We start from the raw sequence: 16,246 nt of genomic DNA, 5'->3' as shown, positions 1-16,246 counted from the left end.
AGACTGCATCACATGCATTCCTCGACCGAGCGATCACCGGGCCGGCTGCGGGCCTCGTCCCCACGGCGAGCGGCAACCGTCGCACTGACCGCGCTCGCACCCGCCTCCTGGGGCACCACGTACGTCGTGACCACGGAACTGCTGCCACCCGCGCACCCGATGTTCGCCGGACTGATGCGCGCCCTGCCCGCCGGGCTGCTCGCGCTGGCGATCACCCGGGTGCTTCCGCGCGGGGACTGGTGGTGGAAGGCCGCCCTTCTCGGCGTGCTCAACATCGGCGCCCTGCCGCTGCTGTTCCTGGCGGCCGAACGGCTCCCCGGCGGTGTCGCCGCCACCCTCGGCGCAGCCCAGCCGCTGCTGGTCGCGGGCCTGGCCGTCGCGGTGCTCCGTGACCGGCCGACGGTCTGGCGACTGGCCTGGGGCGTGATCGGCGTGATCGGCGTCGGACTTGTCGTGCTCGGTCCGGCGGCCCGGCTGGACGCCGTGGGGGTGCTCGCCGGCCTCGGCCATACGGCGACCATGGCCGGCGGAGTCGTCCTCACCAAGCGCTGGGGCCGTCCGGCGGGGGTTGGCCCACTGACCCTGGCCGGCTGGCAACTCACGGTCGGCGGGCTGCTGTTGCTCCCGCTCACCTTCGCCTTCGAGGGGGTGCCGCAGCGGATCGACGCCGCAGCGGTCGGCGGCTACCTGTGGCTCGGCAGCATGGGCGGGCTGATCGCGTACACGCTGTGGTTCCGCGGGATCGGCACACTGCCGGTCGGCGCGTCCGCACCGCTGGTGCTGCTGTCCCCGCTGGTCGCGACCGTCATCGGCCTCGCGCTGGGCGAGTCACTGAGCCTGCCGCAGACCCTCGGCTTCACCCTCGCTCTGGCCGCGTTGCTCGCCGCCCAGTTGGAGACCCCGAGCCGGATTCGAGAGGACCCGATGAACCGGATACGAGACGACCGGATGCAAGAAGATCAGATACGAGAAGGACAGGTCCGATGAAGACAGGCATGACGATCGCCGTGCTCGGCGCCACCGGGATGGTCGGCAGCCGGGTGATCACCGAGGCCGGCGCACGCGGACACCAGGTGCTCGCCCTGTCCCGCAAGCCCGCGAGCGAGGACCCGAATGTGACACCGATCGCGGTCGACGCGAACGACGCGCATGCCGTGCGCGAGGCGCTCGCGGGCTCCGCCTCGAATGGCGCCGCGGACGCCGTGGTGCTGACGGTGCGGACCTTCCCGGTCGACCAGGAGTTCCTGGTCGGCGCGACCCGTACGGCGCTGGACGTCGCCGCCGAGCTGGGGATCCGCGCCCTCGTGGTGGGCGGCGCCGGCGCGTTGCGCAGTCCCGACGACCACGATCTGCTGGTCGCCGACAACCCCGCGTACGTGCCCGCCGAGTGGAGGACCGTCGCCGCCGCCGGGACGGCTCAGTTGCGGACCTGCCAGGCCCACGCCGATGCCGACTGGGTCTACCTGAGCCCGCCCGCCCTGCTGGAGCCCGGCGTACGAACCGGCCGCTACCGGCGCGGCACCGACACCCTGCTCACCGGCGCCGACGGACGATCGTGGATCAGCGCAGAGGACCTGGCCGTCGCCGTGGTGGACCAACTCGAAACCCCTGGCCCCGAACGCCACATCACGGTCGCCCATCGTGACGGTAAGGGCGGTGGTCAGTGACGGCGGCGAGCTGTCCTGAAACCCCGCCCGAAATCAGCGAAAAGCCGGCTCAGGGCCACACCAGGCAATAAGGCTGATGCCCCGCCTCATGCAGCCGATGGCTGAAGTCCTGCCACTCGTGCAGCAGTTGGTAGACATTGAACGCGTCCCGCGGACCGCCCCGGTCCGGGACCGTGGACCAGATGAAGGCGGCCGCGCCGACCGCTTCCTCGCCGATGCCGCGGAGGGGGTCGACGACGGTCATGGGGAGCTTGACCACGGCGTAGTCGGGGTGGAGGACGACCAGTTCCAGCGGGGGCACCTTGTGGAGGGGGACGCCCTCGATGCCGGTGAGGACCATCGCGGCCATCGTCTCCGGCTTGATCTTGGTGAACATGCCGTTCATGCCGAGCTCGTCGCCGCCGAGTTCCTCGGGGCGCATCGAGATCGGGACCCGGGCCGCCGTCGCGCCGTCGGGCGCGCCGAAGTATTTGTACGTCACCCCCACCCGGCCACCATTCCCGCTCCCTGCCCCGAGCCGGTCCGCCCTACGGTCCATGAAGTCCATACCGTCCATACGGGCCGGCTGCTCGATCCGCTCAGGCTCATTGTGTGATGCCTGCGGACCGTCCGAAACCTGGGGTCCCTGCGCGCCCGTGATTCCGGACGTGCCGGGCGCTGATGTGCCGGGCGGGACGGGAGTGCTAGAGGTGCCAGACGTACCGGGCGTCCCCTGCGGCTGTCCTTGTCCCTGGGTCTGGCCCTGAGGCTGCCCCTGGGCCTGAGTCTGTCCCTGGGTCTGTCCCTGAGCCTTGCGGGCCTCGGCCGCTTCCTCCGCCTCGCGCCGGTGCCTGCCCCGCCGGGCACGCCGAGGACCGAGGTCGTCGGTCCCCTCGCCCAGTCCGCCACCGCGATGCATATCTCCACCCGACTGCTTTTCTAGGACGCGCAGCCCCCGCCGCGCAACCCGATCATCGTGACAGTGACCTCCCCCACGGTCACACGCCGAAACGTGCGTTGAAACACCTGTCCGCAGGATCTTCGCAGGCTCTGACACCATGGCTCGTGTGAGCTATCCGTATGACGCCCCAGTTTCGCAGACTCTTTTCGACCGTGCGGCTGCCGTCACGCCCGGGGGCGTGAACTCCCCGGTGCGCGCGTTCCGCGCCGTGGGCGGTACGCCCCGATTCATGGTGTCCGGTATCGGTCCATACCTGACAGATGCCGACGGCCGTGAATACGTCGACCTCGTGTGTTCGTGGGGGCCGATGATCCTCGGCCATTCCCACCCCGCTGTGATCGCCGCCGTGCAGGAGGCCGTCGGGCGCGGAACCTCCTTCGGTACGCCGGGGGAGGGCGAGGTCGCGCTGGCCGAGGAGATCGTCGCGCGCGTCGAGCCCGTCGAGCAGGTGCGGCTCGTGTCGAGCGGCACCGAGGCGACCATGTCCGCCATCCGTCTCGCCCGCGGGTTCACCCGGCGCACCAAGGTGATCAAGTTCGCCGGGTGCTACCACGGGCACGTCGACTCGCTGCTCGCCGCGGCGGGGTCGGGGGTGGCGACCTTCGCGCTGCCCGACACCCCCGGCGTCACCGGCGCCCAGGCCGCCGACACGATCGTCCTCCCGTACAACGACCTCGACGCCGTGCACGCCGCCTTCCGGGCGCACCCCGGCGAGATCGCCTGCCTGATCACGGAGGCCTCGCCCGGCAACATGGGCGTCGTGCCTCCGAAGCCCGGCTTCAACCAGGGGTTGAAGGACGCGTGCGCCGCGAACGGCGCGCTGTACATCTCCGACGAGGTGATGACCGGCTTCCGCACCAGCAGGGCCGGCTGGTACGGCGTGGACGGCGTGCGGCCCGACCTGATGACCTTCGGCAAGGTCATGGGCGGCGGCTTCCCGGCCGCGGCCTTCGGCGGACGCAAGGACGTCATGGCGCACCTCGCGCCCGCCGGGCCCGTCTACCAGGCCGGCACCCTCTCCGGGAACCCGGTCGCCACCGCCGCCGGGCTCGCCCAGCTGCGGCTCCTCGACGATGCGGCCTACGACACCGTGGACGCCGTATCGGCGCAGATCCAGTCCCTGCTGACGGACGCGCTCACCAAGGAAGGTGTCGCGCACCGGCTGCAGAACGCGTCCAACATGTTCTCCGTGTTCTTCACGGACGGGGAGGTGCGGAACTACGAGGACGCGAAGGCGCAGGAGTCGTTCCGGTTCACCGCCTTCTTCCACTCGATGCTGGCGCAGGGCGTGTATCTGCCGCCGTCGTCGTTCGAGTCCTGGTTCGTCTCGACCGCCCACGACGAGCAGGCCATTCAGCGGATCGCCGACGCCCTTCCGGCGGCGGCGCGGGCAGCAGCGGAGGCTTCGGAATGAGCGGGAACGACGACATCACCGGGAAGAGCGCCGACGACATCACCGTCGTACACGTGATGCGGCACGGTGAGGTCGCCAACCCGGACGGGGTCCTCTACGGGCGCCTGGCGGGCTACCACTTGTCCGAGCTCGGGCGGCAGATGGCCGACCGGGTCGCCGAGCACCTCGCCCCGCGTGATGTCACTCACGTGGTCGCGTCGCCGCTGGAGCGGGCGCAGGAGACGGCGACCCCGATCGCCAAGGCGCACGGCCTGGACCTCCACACGGACGGCCGGCTGATCGAGGCGGACAACGTCTTCCAGGGCAAGACCTTCGGGGTGGGCGACGGCGCGCTGCGCAAGCCCGAGAACTGGAAGCACCTCGTCAACCCGTTCAAGCCGTCGTGGGGCGAGTCGTACGTCGACCAGGTCGTACGGATGATGGGGGCGCTGGACGCCGCCAAGGACGCGGCGCGCGGTCACGAGGCGGTGCTGGTGAGCCATCAGCTGCCGATCTGGATCGTGCGGTCGTACGTCGAGAAGCGGCGGCTGTGGCACGACCCGCGCAAGCGGCAGTGCACGCTGGCGTCCCTGACGAGCTTCACCTACCGCGGCGACAAGATCGTCTCGGTGGGCTACAGCGAGCCGGCCCGCGATCTCGTCCCCGCCCATCTCCTCGCCGGCGCCAAGCCGGTGAAGGGGAAGGACAAGGCTTTCGGTGCGTAAGGCGACGTAAGGCGACGTAAGACGGCCCAAGAGCATGCGCTGTGCGCGACGGGAAAGTGTGCACGCACAGTTGCAAGCCGTGCGCTTACTCGCAAGGCGTGCGCCCGTCACAAAGCGTATGCAGGCATGTCATCAGAGCGTATCTTCGTAAAAACAGTTAAATATGCGCGAGTTCCGAGGAACCGCCGTCTTCGTCGTGCCCTCTCAATGGGTGCCAGCTGAGAGCCAGCTGAGAGGGACCGACGAAACGGGGACGCCATGCGGGAGTTCAGCCGACGGGGAGCGATCGGGCTCGGAGCAGGTGCCGCCGCGGCTATGGGCCTCGCCGGTTGCGGTACTGCCATGACAGACGGCGGGGGCCACATCGGAGGTTCCCCTTCCGGCGGACATGCCGGTCCCAAGCGCCCCGCACGCCTCATCGGTGACGGCTCCACGTCGTTCACGGGCAAGCAGCCGCACCAGCCCGGCAAGCCGGAGCCCCTCGAACCCGGCCAGACCCCGCCGCAGTTCGTGATCTTTTCCTGGGACGGCGCCGGAGAAGTCGGCACGGGACTCTTCACCCGCTTTCTCGACCTCGCCAAAGAGCACGACGCGCACATGACCTTCTTTCTCTCCGGGCTGTATCTCCTGCCGGAATCGAAAAAGCGCATGTACTTGCCGCCCAATAACCCCAAGGGCGCCTCCGACATCGGTTATCTCACCGACGAGCACATCAAGATGACGCTGAAGGGCGTCCATCGCGCCTGGCTCGACGGCCACGAGATCGGCACGCACTTCAACGGCCACTTCTGCAGCGGTAACGGCACCGTCGCCAACTGGACCCCGGCCCAGTGGCGCAGCGAGATCGACCAGGCGAAGTCCTTCGTCAAGGAGTGGCGCACCAACACCGGCTGGACCGACATGCCGTCCCTGCCCTTCGACTACGAGAAGGAGCTCGTCGGCGGCCGTACGCCCTGTCTGCTCGGGCAGAACAACCTGCTGCCCACCGCCAAGGAACTCGGCTGGCGCTACGACGCCTCCTCGCCCGGCGGCCTCCAGCAGTGGCCGGGCAAGAAGGAGGGCGTGTGGGACTTCCCCCTCCAGGGGATCCCGTTCCCGGGCCACTCCTTCGAGGTGCTCTCGATGGACTACAACATCCTGGCGAACCAGTCGCACGCCTCGACCAAGGCGCCGCCCGCCAACTACCCGGGCTGGCGCACCCAGGCGGCCGACGCCTACATCGCCGGGTTCAAGCGGGCCTACGAGACCAACCGCGCCCCCTTCTTCATCGGCAACCACTTCGAGCAGTGGAACGGCGGCATCTACATGGACGCCGTCGAGCAGGCCTTCAAGTACGTGGCCCGGGAGAAGGAGAAGGGCGCCGATGTGCGCATCGTCTCCTTCCGGCAGTTCGCCGACTGGCTCGACGTGCAGAAGCCCGAGGTGCTGACCAAGCTGCAGAAGCTGGGCGTCGGCGAGCAGCCGGCCGGCGGCTGGAAGAGCTACCTCGGGGACACCTCGACGAACGCCACCAGCTCCGCCACGGCCTCGGCGAACAGCTGACCGCACAGCTCGTCCGGCGGGCTGGCAAACCCGCCCTGAAATGGGCTTTTCCACCCGCGAGGGGGGTGCGGAAGATCCCCGAATCAGACATGCGAAACTTTTCACATGAGTGCCGCCTGCCGCGCCGACCAGCGCCCGAACCGCACCCGTAGCCGTGCCGTCCTGCTCACCGCCGGGGCCGCCGTCGCGGCGCTCCTCCTGTCCGCGTGCGGTTCCGGGGGCACCTCCGGGGGCTCGGGCAACACCAACTTCGTCGCAGGCAAGGACGGTGTGGACACCGTCGCCAAGGGCTCGCGGACCCCGATCCCCGACCTCTCCGGCCCGACCGTCGACGGCAAGCAGCTCGACGTCGACGACTACAAGGGCAAGGTCGTCGTCCTCAACATCTGGGGCTCCTGGTGCGGGCCGTGCCGTCTTGAGGCCGAGAACTTCGAGAAGGTCTACAAGGACGTCAAGGACGACGGCGTGCAGTTCGTCGGCATCAACACCCGCGACTCCGGCCTCACCCTGCCCAGGGCGTTCGAGAAGGAACACGGGATCACGTACCCGAGTCTGTACGACCCCACGGGCAGGCTGATGCTCCGCTTCAAGAAGGGCACGCTCAACCCGCAGCTCATCCCCTCCACGCTGATCGTCGACCGGGACGGCAAGGTCGCCTCCCGGACGCTCCAGGCGCTCAGCGAGGAGAGCCTGCGCAAGATGCTCAAGCCCGTCCTCGCGGAGAAGTGACCTGACGTGTCCCTTCTCGCCACCACCCTCGCCGAGGCGACCGGCAGGAACGAGACGGTCTTCAGCGGAGCGCTGCTGCTGGCCTTCCCCATCGCCGTGCTCGGCGGACTCGTCTCCTTCTTCTCGCCGTGCGTGCTGCCCCTGGTCCCCGGCTATCTGTCGTACGTCACCGGGGTGAGCGGCACGGACCTGGCGGACGCCAGACGGGGTCGGATGGCGGCGGGCGCGGGTCTGTTCGTCCTCGGCTTCACCGTCGTGTTCGTCTCCGGCGGAGCGCTCTTCGGGTACTGGGGATCGAACCTGCAGGAGCACCAGGACGTCCTGTCCAAGGTGCTCGGCGTGCTCATGATCCTCATGGGCGTGTTCTTCATGGGCGGCATGCCCTGGCTCACCCAGCGCGAATTCCGCTTCCACAAGCGGCCGGTCACGGGACTCATCGGCGCCCCCTTCCTCGGCGCGCTGTTCGGGATCGGCTGGACGCCGTGCCTGGGGCCGACGCTCGCCTCCGTCAGCGCGCTCTCCCTGAACCAGGCGAGCGCCGGCCGGGGCGCCATACTGACCATCGCGTACTGCCTCGGTCTCGGTATCCCCTTCGTCCTCGCCGCGGTCGCCTTCCGCAAGGCGCTCGGCGCGTTCGGCTGGGTCAAGCGGCACTACACCTGGGTGATGCGGATCGGCGGCGGCATGATGATCGTGACCGGCCTCCTCCTGCTGACCGGTGCGTGGGACACCCTCGTTCAGCAGATGCAGAGCTGGTCCGACGGCTTCACGGTAGGGATCTGATCGATGAGCAAGACCGACACCGACTCGGGCACGGGCGCGGACGAGACGACGGGCCCGGACGCACCGGAATCCCAGGACGCCCGGGACGCGCGTGATCTCGGCGAAGCCGGGTCCCAGCTCTCCACCGCCCCCGTCGAGACGGCGATGCCCGGCTCCTTCGGCGGTTCGCGCGCCCCCGGCCTCTCGGGGTGGCTCGCCTGGACCGGCCGCGAGGTCATCGGCTGGGCCCGCTGGTTCTGGCGGCAGCTCACCTCGATGCGGGTCGCGCTGCTGCTGCTGTTCCTGCTGTCGCTCGGCGCGATCCCCGGCTCGCTGATCCCGCAGTCCGGGACCGACGAGACGAAGGTGCAGGAGTTCCAGGACGCGCACAGCGTGCTGGGTCCGCTCTACGACAAGCTCGGCATGTTCCACGTCTACAGCTCGGTGTGGTTCTCGGCGATCTACATCCTGCTGTTCGTCTCGCTCATCGGCTGCATCGTGCCGCGCACCTGGCAGTTCGTCGGGCAGCTCCGCGGCCGTCCGCCGGGCGCGCCGAAGCGGCTGACCCGGCTGCCCGCGTACACGACGTGGCGCACCGAGGCCGACCCCGAGCAGGTCCGCGCCGTCGCGCTCGGCGTGCTCAAGAAGCGCCGCTTCCGGGCGCACGTCGACGGGGACGCCGTAGCCGCCGAGAAGGGCTATCTGCGCGAGACCGGCAACCTGCTCTTCCACATGGCGCTGATCGTGATGCTGGTGGCCTTCGCCTGGGGCCAGCTCTTCAAGTCCGAGGGCAACAAGCTGCTCGTCGAGGGCGAGGGCTTCTCCAACGCGATCCTGATGTACGACGACTTCAAGTCGGGCACCCTCTTCAGCAACGACGACCTGACGCCGTTCAGCTTCGACCTGAAGAAGTTCACCGGAACCTACGAGCGGACCGGCCCCAACACGGGCACCCCTCGCACGTACCAGGCGGACATCACCTACCGCGAGGGCGCCTACGGCAAGAAGAGGAAGACCACCGTCAAGGTCAACGAGCCGCTGGAGATCGGCGACTCGAAGGTCTACCTCGTCAGCCACGGCTACGCACCCATGATCACGGTCCGCGACGGCAAGGGCAACGTCGTCTTCCACGAGGCCGTGCCGATGCTGCCGCTCGACTCGAACGTCACCTCGCAGGGCGCGATCAAGGTGATGGACGGCTACAAGAACGGCAAGGGCCGGTCCGACCAGCTCGGGTTCGCGGCGGTGTTCGTGCCGACGTTCGCCGGCAAGGGCAACGGGACGATGTTCTCCCAGTTCCCGGCGCTCGACTTCCCGGTGCTCAACCTGACCGGGTACCACGGCGACCTGGGCGTCAACTCGGGCATCCCGCAGAACGTGTACCAGCTCAACACGACCAACATGAAGCAGTTCAAGGACTCCAAGGGCGACATCCTCAAGAAGCAGTTGCTGCCCGGCGAGACCATGAAGCTGCCGGACGGTGCCGGCTCGATCACCTTCGAGAAGGACATCAAGGAGTGGGCCGGCTTCCAGGTCACGCAGCAGCCCGGCAGTGACTGGGCGCTGGTCGGGGCCTTCGGCGCGATCTTCGGTCTCGCCGGGTCGCTGTTCATCCAACGCCGCCGTGTCTGGGTGCGGGCCACCGCCGGAGCCGACGGTGTGACCGTCGTCGAGATGGCGGGCCTCGGCCGCAGCGAGTCCGCGAAACTCCCCGAGGAACTGGGCGACCTGGCCGCGCTCGTGCACGACAAGGCACCCACCAAGCCGGACGAGCCGGACCCCGACCCGGACGCCGAACCCCCCGTACCTGCCGCCGAAGTACCTGCCGCCGAAGGGGCTGAGAACAAGTGACTCTCGCCGCCGCAACCGACCTGGCCACCGCCACCAACGAACACCTCGCCAACGTCAGCAACACGCTGATCTACTCCGCGATGGCCGTCTACACCCTGGCGTTCTTCGCGTACATCGCCGAGTGGCTCTTCGGCAGCCGCAGCAAGGTCGCCCGTACGGCGGCCGCGCTCACCGAGCCGACCGGGGCGAAGGCCAAGGCCGGCGCCCCGGCGGTCACCGTGAAGTCGGCGGGCGGCACCACCGTGCTGGAGCGGCCGAAGGTCGTCACCCGGTCCGCGGTCGGCGCGCGTGACGTGCCCGACGGCCCCGGCGCCCACGGCGGCGACGTGCAGGGCGACCTCTACGGCCGTATCGCGGTGTCGCTCACCGTGCTCGCCTTCCTCGTCGAGCTCGCCGGCGTCATCGCCCGCGCGGCCTCGGTGGAGCGGGCGCCGTGGGGCAACATGTACGAGTTCAACATCACCTTCTCCACCGTCGCGGTCGGCGTGTACCTCGCCCTGCTCGCGCTGAAGAAGAACGTGCGCTGGCTCGGCCTGTTCCTGATCACCACGGTCCTGCTGGACCTGGGCCTCGCGGTCACGGTCCTCTACACGGCGAGCGACCAGCTGGTCCCCGCGCTGCACTCGTACTGGCTGTACATCCACGTCTCGACGGCGATCTTCTGCGGCGCGGTCTTCTACGTGGGCGCGGTCGGCACCCTGATGTACCTCTTCAAGGACTCGTACGAGAACAAGCTCGCGAACGGCGGGAAGCCGGGCCGCTTCGCGACCTCCGTCATGGAGCGCCTGCCCGCGTCGGCGTCCCTCGACAAGTTCTCCTACCGCGTGAACGCCGCCGTCTTCCCGCTGTGGACGTTCACGATCATCGCGGGCGCGATCTGGGCGGGCGACGCCTGGGGCCGCTACTGGGGCTGGGACCCCAAGGAGACCTGGGCCTTCATCACCTGGGTCGCCTACGCCTGCTACCTGCACGCCCGCGCCACGGCAGGCTGGAAGGGCCGCAAGGCCGCCTACATCGCCCTCCTCGCCTTCGGCTGCTGGCTCTTCAACTACTACGGCGTCAACATCTTCGTGGGCGGCAAGCACTCGTACGCGGGTGTCGGCTGAGCACACTGGCAGGTCAGCGCCTCTAAGGGTGCGTGAGCTCCGTCCACGGGCCACGCTGGAGGCATGAGCGACTTCATCGAAGAGGGCGCCACCACCGAGACCCGGGGGGACGCGCGGGCCCTGCGGTTCCTGGTGCGGCTTCCCCAGGCTGTGGAGAACGTCTGGCCCGCGCTGGCCACCGCCGAGGGCCTCAAGGGGTGGCTGGACGCCGTCGAGGTCTTCGAGCCCCGGCTCGGCGGGGCGGTGACCCTCGCCGGGCTCGGGCCGGGGCAGGTCACCGCCTGGGATGTCGAGCGGGTCGCGGAGTACAGCGTGGAGGGGCGTGGGCGGGTCCGGTTCCATCTGGAGCCCGCGCCGGGCGGCGGGACCACGCTCCGGTTCACGCACGAGATCCCGGAGGGCGTGGAGCCGCCCGACTGGCGGGGCCGTTTCGAGCGGCTGGTGCACACCCTGTCCGGTTAGGACGGCGGCAGGCACTCCTTCGCCGGGGGCTTCTCCTCCGGCCAGGCGATCTTCACGAAGCGGGAGGTGCCCTGCGGGGTGAGTTCCACGACGGGTACGGCCTTGTCGTACGGGTTGCCGTGGTTGTCGAGGCAGATCCAGCCGCTCGCACCGGGGACCCGCTGGGAGCCCTTCACCAGGGTCCACTGGTTGCCGACGTCCGCGAGCGCGGGCGCCTGCTGGCCGTCCGCGGTGGCCTCGCGGATGCCCTGTACGGCGAGCTGCATGGCGTCGTAGGCGATGATCAGCTGCCCGTCGTCGAGGGAGATCGGGCCGATGGGGCCGATCGGCTCGCCGGTGGCGCTGCGCAGCATGCCGTTCAGCGTCTCGGTGTCGGCGGCGCTGCCCCCGGTCTTCGCGGTGTCCTTCGCCCAGGCGTCCGGGTGGGCGAGAGCGGTGTAGCGGACGGTGAGGTGGCGTTGGAGGGCGCCGCGGTGCAGGGCCTTGTCGCCGGTGAGGTAGGAGCCCTCGTCGCCGGTGAGCAGGGTGAAGGAGCGGTCCTGGCAGCCACGGTCGCCCAACGCGTTGATGAACTGCCGCAGTTGGGTGTGCCGGCCGGCGAAGAAGATGGTGGTCATGCTGTCCGCCGTGTCGCAGACGACGTGTGTGATCTGCCGGAAGGTGTTGGCCGTGGTCCCCTCCTGGCTGCGGTCGGCGGGCGGTGTGAAGGGCTGCGCGCCGTACGGGGAGCCCTTGAGCAGCTTGGCGAACGACGTCTGGAGCGTGCGCGTGTACGGGTCGCCGGGCTTGTCGTAGACGAGGAACGCCTTGCGCGCCGAGACCTTGGCGAAGGAGGCGAGGGCGCGGGCCTCGTCGGTGTTGGTGGGGGAGACGCGGGCGAGCCCGGGGAAAGGGTCCTTGCCGTGCTGCCCGTTGGCGAGGTCGTCGGCGGTGATGGACGAGCCGATCACCGGGATGCCGCGCCGGGTGAGTTCCTTCACCGCGAGCTTGTTGTTGTCGGTGCTCATCCCGACGCCGGTCACCGCGCGCAGCCGGTCGCGGCTCTTCGTCATCCGCTCCAGCCGGTCGACGGTCTGCTCCCAATACGTGCCGGTGGCACCGGGGTTGGCGAGCACGAGCCGTATCTTCGGGGTCTGGTCGTTGGAGTCGTGGTTGGCCTGGTACTGCGCGAGATACGCGCCCTGCAGCTCGTGCAGCACGTCGCCGAGGTTGTCCGCGTCGGTCGCCGTGAAGGGCTCCAGGAGGGCGACGGTGACGTAACTGCCGGGCTTGAGGCGGTCGTTCTCGCGGTTGATCGCCTGCACGGTGTCGGCGAACTGCGGACGTCCGAAGGCGTACGTCGTCCACGAGACGCCCACGCACTCATCGCTGCCCTCGGGCCGTGTGACACCGGGCGCGCAGGAGCGGTCCTCCTTCGTGACCGTCCGGCCGCCCCAGATCCCCAGGCCCACGAGGACGGCGACCAGCGTCAGCGCCACATACCTGCGGAAACGAATCTCCCAGACGTCCTCGCGGAGCCACACCCACGCGCGCGCCATCACCGGCCCCCGTCCCCGCCGCCGCGGTTCTCGTCGTCGTCGCCCGGGATACGGAAGGGCCGGCCCGCGAGCGCGTCCGACGGCCAGTCCCGCGACGCCCGCCACAGCAGGGCGTTGCCCGCGGGCCGCAGATTCGACAACTGCTCCAGCTCGAAGCGCAGCCGCTCGGTCACCTTCGGATCCGGCAGCACCAGCGGATCGGTCAACTGCCATACGGCATACAGGAGTCGGCGCACCCGTAGATGCAGTACGGCGTCCACGTCGTCCGGCGGGGTCTGCGCGGCGTCCGTGCGGCCGAGCGCGACGGCGGCCCGGTCGTCGTGCCCGTCGAAGTCGTGGCCGTCGGGATCGTGGGCGTGGAAATAGGGCGCGGAGGCGATGAAGACGAGGGAGGCGAGCCAGCCGCCGGTGTCGGTGCGCTGGAAGGTGTCGCGCAGGTGCGCCACCGCGAAGTCGGCTTTGCCGAGGGCGAGTTCGTGGTGGAGCCGGTAGCGGGCACTGCCCGCCTGCCGGTCGTCGTCGTAGTGGTCGATGAGTGCGCGGTGCACCGCCCGCCACCGCTCGTGGTCCCGGTCGCGGTGGTGCAGCCGCAGCAGGAGCAGCGCGCGCAGGAACGGGTCGCCGACGAACTGCCCCGCCCCCGTCGCCCAGCCCTCCTCCGCGAGCCGCTCCTCCAGGTCGAGGACGCCCGCCGCGCCGAAGTCGTCCGGGAGCTGGGACTCGGCGAGTGCGCAGGCGGAAGCCTGGTCGTGGGCGGCGGCCAGCACCGTCAGCTCGTCCAGGCGGCCGCCGGGCACCAGCCGGTCGAGGAGTTCCCGGTAGGTCGGGAGGCCCTCGTGGTCGTCGTGGACGGCTACGTCGCCCGTGAGCAGCTCGCCCAGAGAGGTGGCGGCGCGAGGCAGGTTCTGCCGGGCGGACTCCGCGAGCAGCGTGATGCCGAGCGGACTGCCGCCGGTCAACCGGTGGGTGGCGTGCGGAAGTTGGGGTGGCATGTCGAGGCCCTGGCAGGCGGCGCCGACGATGTGCAGTGTGTCGTCGGGATTCAGCGGCGGCAGCGACACGAGCAGCGCGCGCGAGGACGGCGACGCGTCCGGCTCCCAGCCGGTGGCGCGCGCGACCTCGGGCAGTGTGCGGCGCCCGGCGTTGCGCAGCGCAGGGTGCGTATACCCGCGTAGCGCCGCGAAGAAGACGACCTGGTCGGCGAATCCGTCGGCGCGGTCGCGCAGCACGCACTCCATGACGCGGCGCCCGGCGGTCTCCTGCACGTTGTCGATCAGCACGACCGGGCGGCCCAGCCGGTGCGTGCGCTGCATGACCCCCGCGTACGCCTCGTCGAGGTCCGCGAGCAGCGCCCGCACCAGCCAGCGCTCGGCGTGTCTTCGGGAGTCGCCGCCCGCCCTGAAGTGCGCGGAGAGCAGGATGAGTCCGAGCTTGGGATTGCCGCCCGCGTTCGGATAGTCGCGGTACCAGGTCGCGGCCCGGCGCAGCCGCCGGTGCGCGGGTGCGACGCCCTCGGAGAACGCCTCCAGCGTCGCCTCGATGATCGGCTCTACGACCGGACCGGTCCCGCTCATCGACGCGACGAGCTTCGAGACCACTTTGCTCACCCAGCGGCCCGCGAACCCCGACAGCCATGAACCGCTCTCGTTCAGCAGCAGGATCCGCTCCGCCTCCTGCCGGATGCGCGGCAGATCCCGGTCGCTCCAGCCACCTGCCGCGACGGCCAGCAGCCCCGACACCAGCCGGGGAAAACCGATCCGCCCGGCCCCCGTCACCGGCTCCGCGAGCTGCTCGGCGATGGTGGTCAGCGCCTGCCCGACCGGCGACCAGGCCTCCGCGGGCCGCTCGTCCGGCGGCCCGGCGAACTGCCGCTCCTCCCCGTCGACCAGCGCGACGGGCGTCCGCCCCTTGTACGCCTCGCGCAACTCCCCGAGCACCGCGGTCTTTCCGAGCCCGCGCCCGCCCGCGAGCACGACGAAGGGCACGTCCTTCTGATGCTCGTACGGGGAGGAGCGCAGCTGGTAGGGCCGCAGGCCGACGAGCCGCGGCGCGAGACCGGGCGGCTCAGGGTCGAACAACGCCCCGCGTCCGTGCAGCCGACTTTGCACCGCATCTCCCCCCGGAGCGGTCCGGTTCTCTGTGCTGCTGTGAGGTGTATCAACAACAGTGTAGGAAGGGGGAGTTGGTTCGGACTAGGGCGCGTGATGTCCGTCGGGTTACGAAAACTGTCGGACCGAGGTCACGAAGGAGGCCCAGGCTGCCCGGCTGATGATCAGGGTGGGGCCTTGGGGGGTTTTGCTGTCACGGACGGGGACGACGGTGGGGAATTCGGGGGCGATTTCGATGCAGTTGCCGCCGTCGCTTCCGCTGTAGCTGCTCTTGATCCACGTTGCCGTGCTGAGCTCGTGCTTCTGCATGATGGCCGTACCCTTCCATCGCCTCGCTGATCAGAGCGGCGGACTCATGAGCTGACAGAGCGTCCGACCTGAGCACATCATAGGTCTGGCTGTGTCGCGCGTAGACCGCTGGATCATCGTTGAAGTAGCCACGGCTCAGCGCCTCCGAGTAGACCCACTCCTTCCCATCGGGCAGCCTGATCAAGGACATTGACGTATTGGGTCGGACGAGTTCGGCGTTGGCGTATGGGGCGACCTGAATCCGGACGTTGCGGCGCTGACCCATGGCCAGCAGGTGTGCGCACTGGTCGCGCATGACAGTCGTACTCCCGACCACGTTGCGCAGACAGCTCTCGTCCAGGACCGCGATGTACAGAGGGCCGTCATCGGAGAGGAAGCGCTGCTGGCGGCTCAGTCGGGCCCTGACGCGTTCCTCGACTTCGTCACCACTAGCGGCCCAGGAGAACACCGCCTGGGCGTACTCCCGCGACTGCAACAGACCCGGCACGAGCTGTTCTTGATACTCACGCAAGGCCACCGCCACCGCATCCATCTCAGCCCTCCGCCTGAACCAATCCGGATGCTCCACCTGCGGATACCAGTCGATCCGCCCCCACAGCCGCCCCAACGCCCCACCCGTGCCCAGGAGTTCGTCGCACTTTTTCGCGAACGTGTCCTGTGGCACCCGCGTGCCCGCCTCGACGCGGGCCACGAGGGACCGGTCGCAGGGGATCTCCCTCGCCAGCCCCTCCTGCGTGAGAAGCGCGGCCTCGCGGAAGTGCCGTAGCAGTTCCCCGAAGAGCGCGGCGTTGGTGGTCACAGGTCGGCCCCCTCCGTGACAGGTACCCCGTGGCACGCGTCGAGCGTTGATACGGACCGTTCCCCTGCGCCACGCTGTATACACCCAGAGTGACGAAAGGTGCGCGCATGGAACCGGGAACGATCGTCTACGACCCAGGGACGCGCAAGGTCGGCGAGTACCAGGACAGAACAGGTCCGTACGCGATGCTGCGCCCGGTCGGCGGTGGCCGTGAGTGGGAGGCGGACCCGGCGCTGATCCGCCCGGCGACGCAGGAGGAGCGGATCGCCGCCGAAGTGAGTGCCGCCAACCGCCGTACGGGAAAGGGGTGGTGAC

At 69.6% G+C, this 16,246-nt stretch carries 16 protein-coding genes; 11 read left to right on the top strand and 5 right to left on the bottom strand.

Annotated elements, in window-relative coordinates; all coding sequences use genetic code 11:
• Window positions 1-12 precede the first annotated feature (12 nt).
• On the top strand, window positions 13-987 hold the full coding sequence (locus AB5J56_RS19665; protein ID WP_369234035.1) for an EamA family transporter: 975 nt from the start codon (window positions 13-15) through the stop codon (window positions 985-987).
• A complete protein-coding gene (locus AB5J56_RS19660) occupies window positions 984-1,667 on the top strand; it encodes an NAD(P)-dependent oxidoreductase (RefSeq protein WP_369234034.1) in 684 nt (227 codons plus the stop codon). The genes AB5J56_RS19665 and AB5J56_RS19660 overlap by 4 nt, the downstream gene beginning before the upstream one ends.
• Before the next feature lie 49 nt (window positions 1,668-1,716).
• Here AB5J56_RS19660 and AB5J56_RS19655 read toward each other — a convergent pair whose 3' ends face one another.
• On the bottom strand, window positions 1,717-2,154 hold the full coding sequence (locus AB5J56_RS19655) for a hypothetical protein (protein WP_003974483.1): 438 nt from the start codon (window positions 2,152-2,154) through the stop codon (window positions 1,717-1,719).
• Between the two features lie 550 nt (window positions 2,155-2,704).
• On the opposite strand from AB5J56_RS19655, the gene hemL reads away from it, so the two are divergent.
• The 8 genes from hemL to AB5J56_RS19615 all read left to right on the top strand — a co-directional run bounded on the left by hemL (window position 2,705) and on the right by AB5J56_RS19615 (window position 11,177).
• A complete protein-coding gene (gene hemL, locus AB5J56_RS19650; protein WP_369234033.1) occupies window positions 2,705-4,021 on the top strand; it encodes a glutamate-1-semialdehyde 2,1-aminomutase in 1,317 nt (438 codons plus the stop codon).
• A complete protein-coding gene (locus AB5J56_RS19645) occupies window positions 4,018-4,725 on the top strand; it encodes a histidine phosphatase family protein (protein WP_369234032.1) in 708 nt (235 codons plus the stop codon). Before hemL ends, AB5J56_RS19645 begins: the two co-directional genes overlap by 4 nt.
• Before the next feature lie 258 nt (window positions 4,726-4,983).
• The gene (locus tag AB5J56_RS19640; RefSeq protein WP_369234031.1) at window positions 4,984-6,267 is read left to right on the top strand and encodes a hypothetical protein; all 1,284 of its coding nucleotides are present in this window, start codon (window positions 4,984-4,986) and stop codon (window positions 6,265-6,267) included.
• A 105-nt stretch (window positions 6,268-6,372) separates the two neighbouring features.
• On the top strand, window positions 6,373-6,996 hold the full coding sequence (locus tag AB5J56_RS19635; RefSeq protein ID WP_369234030.1) for a TlpA family protein disulfide reductase: 624 nt from the start codon (window positions 6,373-6,375) through the stop codon (window positions 6,994-6,996).
• A gap of 6 nt (window positions 6,997-7,002) precedes the next feature.
• Window positions 7,003-7,779, top strand: a complete 777-nt coding sequence (locus tag AB5J56_RS19630) for a cytochrome c biogenesis CcdA family protein (protein ID WP_369234029.1) — start codon at window positions 7,003-7,005, stop codon at window positions 7,777-7,779.
• A 3-nt stretch (window positions 7,780-7,782) separates the two neighbouring features.
• On the top strand, window positions 7,783-9,609 hold the full coding sequence (locus tag AB5J56_RS19625; RefSeq protein ID WP_369234028.1) for a cytochrome c biogenesis protein ResB: 1,827 nt from the start codon (window positions 7,783-7,785) through the stop codon (window positions 9,607-9,609).
• Window positions 9,606-10,715 carry a c-type cytochrome biogenesis protein CcsB gene (ccsB, locus tag AB5J56_RS19620; protein WP_369234027.1) on the top strand — a complete coding sequence of 370 codons (1,110 nt, stop codon included), beginning with the start codon at window positions 9,606-9,608 and terminating at the stop codon, window positions 10,713-10,715. The genes AB5J56_RS19625 and ccsB overlap by 4 nt, the downstream gene beginning before the upstream one ends.
• Before the next feature lie 63 nt (window positions 10,716-10,778).
• Window positions 10,779-11,177 (top strand): hypothetical protein, encoded by a 399-nt coding sequence (locus tag AB5J56_RS19615; protein WP_369234026.1) that lies wholly within the window; start codon window positions 10,779-10,781, stop codon window positions 11,175-11,177.
• Here the strand turns inward: AB5J56_RS19615 and AB5J56_RS19610 are convergent.
• From AB5J56_RS19610 to AB5J56_RS19595, 4 genes are all read right to left on the bottom strand, one after another.
• Window positions 11,174-12,715, bottom strand: a complete 1,542-nt coding sequence (locus AB5J56_RS19610; RefSeq protein ID WP_369234025.1) for a hypothetical protein — start codon at window positions 12,713-12,715, stop codon at window positions 11,174-11,176. The genes AB5J56_RS19615 and AB5J56_RS19610 overlap by 4 nt on opposite strands.
• The gene (locus AB5J56_RS19605) at window positions 12,715-14,823 is read right to left on the bottom strand and encodes a hypothetical protein (RefSeq protein WP_369234024.1); all 2,109 of its coding nucleotides are present in this window, start codon (window positions 14,821-14,823) and stop codon (window positions 12,715-12,717) included. The genes AB5J56_RS19610 and AB5J56_RS19605 overlap by 1 nt, the downstream gene beginning before the upstream one ends.
• Before the next feature lie 108 nt (window positions 14,824-14,931).
• Window positions 14,932-15,054 carry a DUF397 domain-containing protein gene (locus tag AB5J56_RS19600; RefSeq protein ID WP_369242655.1) on the bottom strand — a complete coding sequence of 41 codons (123 nt, stop codon included), beginning with the start codon at window positions 15,052-15,054 and terminating at the stop codon, window positions 14,932-14,934.
• Window positions 15,017-15,931, bottom strand: coding sequence for a Scr1 family TA system antitoxin-like transcriptional regulator (locus AB5J56_RS19595; RefSeq protein ID WP_369234023.1), 915 nt, complete (start codon window positions 15,929-15,931; stop codon window positions 15,017-15,019). Before AB5J56_RS19595 ends, AB5J56_RS19600 begins: the two co-directional genes overlap by 38 nt.
• Window positions 15,932-16,038: 107 nt before the next feature.
• On the opposite strand from AB5J56_RS19595, the gene AB5J56_RS19590 reads away from it, so the two are divergent.
• A complete protein-coding gene (locus tag AB5J56_RS19590; protein ID WP_369234022.1) occupies window positions 16,039-16,245 on the top strand; it encodes a hypothetical protein in 207 nt (68 codons plus the stop codon).
• Window position 16,246: the final 1 nt, after the last annotated feature.

The sequence above is a fragment of the Streptomyces sp. R21 genome (assembly GCF_041051975.1).
GTDB lineage: Bacteria > Actinomycetota > Actinomycetes > Streptomycetales > Streptomycetaceae > Streptomyces.
The sequence above is the reverse complement of the archived record's forward strand: the minus strand, read 5'-3'. Positions and strand labels throughout refer to the sequence as shown.

Bases quoted from the DNA above. Each gene is read 5' to 3' on its own strand.
- AB5J56_RS19665 (WP_369234035.1), top strand. From the start codon at position 13: ATGCATTCCTCGACCGAGCGATCACCGGGCCGGCTGCGGGCCTCGTCC.
- AB5J56_RS19660 (WP_369234034.1), top strand. From the start codon at position 984: ATGAAGACAGGCATGACGATCGCCGTGCTCGGCGCCACCGGGATGGTC.
- hemL (WP_369234033.1), top strand. From the start codon at position 2,705: ATGGCTCGTGTGAGCTATCCGTATGACGCCCCAGTTTCGCAGACTCTT.
- AB5J56_RS19645 (WP_369234032.1), top strand. From the start codon at position 4,018: ATGAGCGGGAACGACGACATCACCGGGAAGAGCGCCGACGACATCACC.
- AB5J56_RS19640 (WP_369234031.1), top strand. From the start codon at position 4,984: ATGCGGGAGTTCAGCCGACGGGGAGCGATCGGGCTCGGAGCAGGTGCC.
- AB5J56_RS19635 (WP_369234030.1), top strand. From the start codon at position 6,373: ATGAGTGCCGCCTGCCGCGCCGACCAGCGCCCGAACCGCACCCGTAGC.
- AB5J56_RS19625 (WP_369234028.1), top strand. From the start codon at position 7,783: ATGAGCAAGACCGACACCGACTCGGGCACGGGCGCGGACGAGACGACG.
- AB5J56_RS19615 (WP_369234026.1), top strand. From the start codon at position 10,779: ATGAGCGACTTCATCGAAGAGGGCGCCACCACCGAGACCCGGGGGGAC.
- AB5J56_RS19610 (WP_369234025.1), bottom strand. From the start codon at position 12,715: ATGGCGCGCGCGTGGGTGTGGCTCCGCGAGGACGTCTGGGAGATTCGT.
- AB5J56_RS19590 (WP_369234022.1), top strand. From the start codon at position 16,039: ATGGAACCGGGAACGATCGTCTACGACCCAGGGACGCGCAAGGTCGGC.